The organism is Protofrankia sp. CiT1, from assembly GCF_917627335.1.
In the GTDB taxonomy this organism is placed as follows: domain Bacteria; phylum Actinomycetota; class Actinomycetes; order Frankiales; family Frankiaceae; genus Protofrankia.
On sequence record NZ_CAKJTP010000032.1, the window covers coordinates 22,045 to 29,098 of the forward strand.

5 protein-coding genes are annotated in these 7,054 nt (G+C 69.0%); 1 reads left to right on the forward strand and 4 read right to left on the reverse strand.

Going from position 1 to position 7,054, the window contains the following annotated elements:
* The first annotated feature begins 621 nt into the window (after window positions 1–621).
* Entirely contained in the window at window positions 622–1,353 is a 732-nt protein-coding gene (locus tag MJ785_RS08065; protein ID WP_239380307.1) for a hypothetical protein, read from the forward strand.
* Between the two features lie 65 nt (window positions 1,354–1,418).
* Here the strand turns inward: MJ785_RS08065 and MJ785_RS08070 are convergent, their stop codons facing one another.
* From MJ785_RS08070 to MJ785_RS08085, 4 genes are all read right to left on the reverse strand, one after another.
* Window positions 1,419–3,107 (reverse strand): serine/threonine-protein kinase, encoded by a 1,689-nt coding sequence (locus tag MJ785_RS08070; RefSeq protein WP_239308998.1) that lies wholly within the window; start codon window positions 3,105–3,107, stop codon window positions 1,419–1,421.
* Window positions 3,108–3,458: 351 nt separating this feature from the next.
* Window positions 3,459–4,616: a transcriptional regulator gene (locus tag MJ785_RS08075; protein WP_239309000.1), complete on the reverse strand. Its 1,158-nt coding sequence runs from the start codon at window positions 4,614–4,616 to the stop codon at window positions 3,459–3,461.
* A gap of 321 nt (window positions 4,617–4,937) precedes the next feature.
* The gene (locus MJ785_RS08080; protein WP_239309002.1) at window positions 4,938–5,843 is read right to left on the reverse strand and encodes an ABC transporter permease subunit; all 906 of its coding nucleotides are present in this window, start codon (window positions 5,841–5,843) and stop codon (window positions 4,938–4,940) included.
* Window positions 5,840–6,772: an ATP-binding cassette domain-containing protein gene (locus tag MJ785_RS08085; protein WP_370651457.1), complete on the reverse strand. Its 933-nt coding sequence runs from the start codon at window positions 6,770–6,772 to the stop codon at window positions 5,840–5,842. Before MJ785_RS08085 ends, MJ785_RS08080 begins: the two co-directional genes overlap by 4 nt.
* Window positions 6,773–7,054: the final 282 nt, after the last annotated feature.

The window sequence follows — 7,054 nt, forward strand, 5'->3', positions numbered from 1 at the left end:
GGTGGCCTACGGCCAGGTCACAGGATTGACTTGTTGAGAATTCTACATTCTGAGCCAAGAGCACATGGGATCATGCGGGTGGGGCCGGGACGAGACAGCGGACGCGACATCGCAGGATCCCCCCATATAGGCTCCGACCTCGAACCGAGTCCCGCCGGGTGGTCCACCCCCGTGCTGGACCGACGTAACTGCGTTCCGGGTCGCCTGCCACCCCCTGCGCGCCGTGCCCGTGTCCGCCTCGCCCCGGACGGTTCCCAGAAAACCGCGAACGGGGGCTGTGGGCTATCCCCGGAATCCGGGGGTCGCGGACCCGTTTCGTACTGACTGGCTGCTTCCGGCGGGCATCAGCGGGTATCAGTGGGCATCAGCCAAAAGCTCCCACGGCCCCCCGCACCGCTGCGCGTGTTCCACATCCCCGAGTTCGGGGGCACCTTAGCCCGGTCGCGGGGCCGTACACTCCGGCCCGGACGAGGCGTTGAGCTGGGCCGGGGAACGTGCGAGGAGGTAACGGAGCTGGATTCGACGGCATCGGCGGCGCGGGTCGGCACGTCGTCCGGAGAGGTTATCGGGATTCCAGTGGGCGGCCAGCTCGTTTTCGGCCGGGGACCGGACGTGGACGTGATGATTGCGGTCGGACGCGGGCTGTCCCGCCGGGCTGGGCTCATCGCCGCCGTCAACGGCGGCGCATGGGTCGCCAACATCAGCTGTACACATGCGCTCTACACGGTCAGCGACGGTTACCGGATCCGGTTGCCGCGGATGGAGGAGCAAGGCGAGCCGTGCGGCGGATGGTTTCTCCGGGCCGGAACCGTGCTGGTCGGTTCACGGGCAATGCTGGACGAAGGCCAGCCCCTGCGGGTGGCGGTCGGCGCTTCGGCCGAGGACTTCGACCCCACGGCCACCGCCGGCCGGGAACGGGTGCCGGGGCGGCTGGACGACGACTCGACCCTGCTTCCGTTGTATCTGGACCCGAAGACCAAACTGTTCCTGGTGGCGCTGATGTGGTGCCGGCCGTGGCTGATCGACCCGACTCGCACCACGCCACTGCCCCGGACACCGGAGATCGCCCGGGCCGCGCTCGAGGTGACCGACGCGCATTTCGAACTGGAGCGCTTCGACAACGACCCGGCGTTTCGGGACCGGCTCTCCGCCCGGGTCGGCGAGCATCTCAAGGCACTGCGCCACAAGATCACCGAACGTGCTCTGGTCCGCCCCGGCGTCCGGCTGTCCGACGAGGTCGTCGTCGAGGTGCTGTTGGAGAACGCGGTCATCACGCCGGCGGATCTGGCCCGGCTCAATGATCCGGCCTGGTGCTCCCGCCAGGAGGACCTCTGGTGGACCCGGCGGCCGTGACCGGTGCTGCTACCGCCGGCCGGCGGCCACGTCCGCGGGTCCTGGCTGGACGTCCCCGCTGGGCGTCACGGATGGACGTCGAACGAGGCATGCGCGGTGGACCCGTCGGTTGCCGTGGCGACGACGGTGTAATGCCCCGGTGGGATTGGGCCGGTGAAGAACTCGTGCGACTGGTTGATCGTGTAGTTGAAGGTGCCGGCCAGGTCGATCGTCTGCTGATAGCCGGACACCCTGCCACCGGCCAACGTGACCGTGACCAACTGGTTGGGCACCCAGCCGCGCCCATGTACCACGAACCCGGTGGCTCCGTCGCCCATCGGCTGGTTGACCAGCAGCTGCGGCCGTCCGCCGGGACGGTCGGAAGCTCCGGACAGCGGCGGCCCTGGCCCGAGCAGGCGTGGGTCATACCCGCTGTAGGCGTTCTGGGAATTCTGCGTCTGGTTTGCCCGGCTGCTGGATCGAGCGCCCAGGATGCCGCCCGCGATCAGCAGAGCGGCCACCGTGCCTATCGATATTATGATCATGGCGGCCTGGCCGAAACGCGGCTCCTTCGCCGTCGGCGACCGGCCCTCGCCCGCCCGGCCCTTGCCTGGCCGGCGGTTACCTCGCCCGCCCGGCGGAGCGCTTGGCCGCGGCAACTGCCGGGCGGGCAAGGCGAATCGGCGCCGTCCAGCCGCTTCAGCAACGCCGGGCGAGGCGGCCGAGGCAGCGGCTGCGTCCTGTTGCGTGGTGGGTACGGCCATAGCATCCGAAGCGAGCGGGCCTGGGTGGGAAGTGAGCGAGCCGGGGCGGGAGGCGAGGGTGGCGTCCGGGCCGGTCGGCTCGGGGATCCGGGCGGTGGCCTGGGGGCGTTTCCGGTACTCCTGGATCAGGGCCAGTCCCGCCGCCGGCAGTACCGACGGCTCCGAGCCGTGCTCTGTTTCAAGGTCCACATACGGCGCGAGCTCGGCGAGCAGCACCGCCGGAGTGGGCCTGCGCTGCGGATCCCGGTCCAGGCAGGCGGCTACCAGGTCGGTCAGCTCCGGCGGCAGCCCGCTGAGGTCCGGCGGTTCGGTGGCCAGTTGGATCAGGATGTCCATCACAGTTTCCCCACGGTATGGGGCGTGCCCGCTCCCGGCGTACAGCAGCGTGGAGCCGAGCGAGAACACGTCACTCGCGACGGCTACCTGGCGGGTGTTGCGGGCCTGTTCCGGCGCCATGTACGCGGGTGTGCCGACCGCTCCGTGTGTCGAGGTGAGCTGGATTCGCTCCACCGCCCGCGCCACCCCGAAGTCGATCACTCGCGGCCCGTCCAGGGAGACCAGCACGTTCGACGGTTTCAGATCCCGGTGCACCAGCCCGGCACCGTGGATCGACTCCAGCGCCTCCGCGCAGCCGGCGGCCAGCCAGCGGACGGCCGGCACCGGCAACGGGCCGCACGCCCGCACCAAGCGGTCCAACGATGGAGCTGGCACGTATGCGGTAGCCAGCCATGGCACGCCGGCGTCCGGATCAGCCGCGACCACGGCAGCCGTGAACACTCCGCTGACCCGCCGTGCCGCCGCCACCTCCTGCGTGAACCGAGCCCGGAAATCCGGTTCTTCGGCGTACTCCGGTTTGATTGTCTTCACCGCAACCAGACGGCCAGCCGCTGACCTGCCTAAATAGACCCGGCCCATGGAGCCGGCCCCGAGCTGGCCCAGTAAGACGTACGAACCAATCCGGTCCGGATCCCGCCCAGACAACGGCCCGAGCAACGCCTGTTGGGCACCCATGCACGTTCTCCTGCTTCCCATCCGGGGATATTGGTGTCCATCATGCCGATTCTCGGGCCGGGGCAGGTTCTCGGCCCGTACCGCGGCTGGAGCCAACCGGCGGAAGCGGTCAGGGCCGGCCCTGCCGGGGGCACGATGTTGAGCACGGTTTTCCTGACAGCCCGGTCGTCGGCCGCATAACGCGGTGCGGTGGCCATTTCGGCCGGCGCGAGCGTGGCGCTGACGCACGGGAGCTCACGCGCGCAGCCATACGTCCCGAAGCGCGCGGGGAAGCCCGGCTTCGCCGATGGGCTGAGCGGGGATCCCGGAGCGCGGCCCGGGGACCGTCAGGCCGCATCGATGTAGAGGTTTTCAGGCCATGAGCACATCACGGTGCCGCCACGCGAGGGCCAGCAGCGCCGCGCCGGCAGCTTGCGTCGGTTCGCGGCGGACGATACGCGCTACGTTCTGTTCACTGAAGGCGATGCCGGGACCGCTGCTGCCGGCAGCCAGTGTCGACAGCACGCGGCCTTCATTGTTGGCCGTGACCAGATTGCCGAACACCTCGTCGAACATGGGCGCGTCGAACACGGCGACGGTGAGGAGGTCGGTGGCGAAGGTGAGTGGGTCGGTGCCCATGCCGAGCACAAACAGCCGCAGCTGGCCGCGGTCGCGAGCGCGGTTCAGGCGGGCGGCGAACGGCCAGGCATCATAGTCGATCGGTAAGAGGTCACTGCCGTAGTTTTCTGGGTTTCCCAGAAGTTCCTCAGAGAACTCGCGGATGCTGGATCGCCACAGGTCGAAATCGTTTCTTTCGTTTCCCGGCGCGGTACCGGATGGCTGGAAGACCCCGACGGGGATCACCTGATACAGCCCGCCGGCGTGGCCGACCGTGGCCGGGTCGCGCCAGTGCAGCAGGAACGATGCCGCGCCGGCCGTCCGGTCGACGCGGAGCGTCAGCGTGCTGATCGCCATGTTCGTCGAGCGGGCGGTGAGGTCCCACGGTTGCGCGACCGCGGCGCGCAGCGGCGTCCCGCCAAGGCCCAGCGTGTGGGCCGCGTACTCGTGGGCGCACGCTTCGCCGACGTCCAGGGCGTCGAAGTAGCGCCCACGGCCGAACAGCATGCGGCCTCGGCCGCCGGACAGGTCGGCGGCCAGGAGCCGGTACGTGGGCAGGTTGTTGAACACCGCCGGTGCGGCGAGCTCCGCGACGGCGGCGGAGTAGGTGCCGTACCGGGTGCCGTTCGCGCGCAGGGGCCGGACCGGCTCGGAAAGCTGTTCCCTGCCGGTCAGCCCGCGGGCGCCACCGGTCACGTCGAGATGGAGATCGATCGAGTCCAGCGGCAACGGGACGGGTGGCAGCCACCGCTGGTCGGCGAGCAGCGGAGTGCCTGCCACGCGGACGTCCGGCGGGTAGTCATCGGCTGCCGTCACCGCGAGCGTGAAGCGGTGTCTGATCAGGTGGCTGCGGACCCGCAGCCATTCCCGTTCGCTGTCGCTTGGGCCAGAGAGCCGTTCGTCGATCGTCATCCGCTTTGTCCCCGCTCTGCCACTGAGTATGTGCGGCCCGCGGCCCACAGTCCCGCACTACGCCGGGCCTGGATCTGGACACGTCAGCCGGCCGGCGAGGCGGATCAGACTAAAGGATCATTAAGAGCGCCCGGCAATAGGGCGTTCGATCAGGGAGCGGCGTCCGGGTGGATGGATCGCGAGGCGGCGGAGGGAGGCGCCCTGTGTGGGGCGTCGACCGACGAGCCGGGGTACCCGTGCATCGCGCGGCGATGGACGGGGAGCGATGACGCGAGGCGCCGACCGGGCGGCGCGGGCCGGACAGTCCTATTGCCGGAGGCTCTAAATATCCCGGCGCCGAGTGAGCTGGACGCCGATTGTGCCGAAGAGCAGCGTGTATCCAATCATGATTATCAGGCCGGTCCACTGCGGCGGCGCATGGTCGAACGCCTGCCCGGGGGTGGTCATGACCAGCGAGGCGACCGCGGGCGCGATCACGATCGCCCCTTGAACCCACGTATGGTGGTAGGCGTTGTAGATCAGTTCGAAGATGACCGCGACCGCGGCGGTGCCGAGCAGGTAGGCGGCAATGCCGGTGATGACCGAGCCGAGCTGGCTGCGGATGAGGGTGCCGAGTCCCAGGCCGAAGATGGCCCACATGATGAACGCCAGTAGGTTGAGCAGCACCGATCGGACCACGGCCCAGTCGGCCAGTGAAACACCAAGCTGCTGGCTGTGTAGGTAGATCGGGGTGACGATGACATCGATCAGGGTCGACACGAGCCAGAACAGGGCGCCGAAGCAGGCGGCGGCGATGAACTTGGCCACGATGACCGTGCCGCGGCGTGGATTGGCCAGGTAGGTCGCCGTGGCGGTCTGGTGGCTGTACTCGTTGGTCACGACCAGGACACCGATGAGCATCGCGAACAGCACACCGAGGAACTGGCCAGAGGTCATCATGTTGCTGGCGATCGCGGCCTGGCCGGCGTGCGTGTGCGCACGGGCGGCGGTGGCAAGGGCCTGGGCCCTGTCGGCTGGGTCCAGACCAGCGAGTGCCGGGTGCAGGTCGTAGTGGTGGGAGACGCCGTTGCGGAGCAGCGCCTCCGCGGTGACGAGAACGATGCCGATACTGAACATCCACCACGTGTTCGTGGTGCGTATCTTCATGATTTCGGCGCGGACCCGGTGCATCGGGGCGAAGCCGGTGCGCGGCGCGGCCGAGATGACGAGGCTGTCGAGCGGGCTCATCGGATTGTGGCCTTGCCTCTGGTGAGTTCGAGGAAGACGTCTTCCAGGCCGGGCCGTTCGGTGACCAGCTGATGCACGACGACACCGGCACGGGCGGCAGCCTCGCCGACCGCGGTGGCGTCCATGCCGGTGATATGCAGGTCGCCGTTCTCGCGTGTGACAACCACGGCGTCCTCGCCGCATGCGGCGGTCAGCTTCTCGGCGTCGGAGATGCGGACCAGGACGCGGGCGGAATGCGCCATCGAATCCAGCACCGAGTCGACCGTCCCCTGGGCGACCAGCCGGCCGGCGGCGATGATGACCAGGTCGTCGGCAAGCTGCTGCATCTCGGCAAGGAGATGGCTGGAGACCAGCACGGTGCGGCCGTCGGCGGCGAGGGCTTTGAGCAGGTCGCGCATCCAGCGGATACCGTCGGGGTCCAGGCCGTTGGCCGGCTCGTCGAGGATCAGGACCCGCGGGTCGCCGATCAGTGCCGCGGCGATCCCCAGCCGTTGCCGCATGCCCAGCGAGTAGCCCTTGAATGTGCGGCGCCCCGCCGGGGTGAGACCGACGAGTTCGAGGACCTCGTCGGCGCGCTCCAGGGGGATGCCGACGGACTGGCAGATGATCCGCAGATGGTTGCGGCCGGTGCGGCCCCGGTGGGCGGCGCTTGTCTCCAGCAGCCCGCCGACATGGCGCAGCGGCTCCGGCAGGTCGATATAGCGGATGCCGCCGATGGTGGCGGTGCCCGCGGTCGGTGCGGCAAGGCCGAGGATCATGCGTAGTGTCGTGGTCTTCCCCGCGCCGTTGGGGCCCAGGAAACCTGTGACCCGGCCCGGCCGCACGACGAACGACAGGTCGTCCACTGCCGTGACTCCGTTATAACGCTTGGTCAGGCCGGAGACAACGATCTGACCGTCGAACGCCGGGCGCGGTGTTGCCGATCGCACGCCCTTGCCCGAGATCAGCGGTGGTAGGGCAGGATCCGTCCCGCCCATCGAGGGCGGCTCCTCCTGCCTCGCTTTATGGTTGCGGATGTACCATACGGTGCTGCCGATAGTGAGCAGAAGCAGGAGAACCAGCATCAGCGAACCCATCGCGGGGTGGGCCGGAGCGCGGTGGCGGTGTAGGTGGCTGGTCGATCGTCATGGGCCATGGCAGAACTCTAGGTAGTAAGAGCGCCCGGCAATAGGGGACGCGGCGTCACGGGGCCAGGGCACGCACCTCGCCGC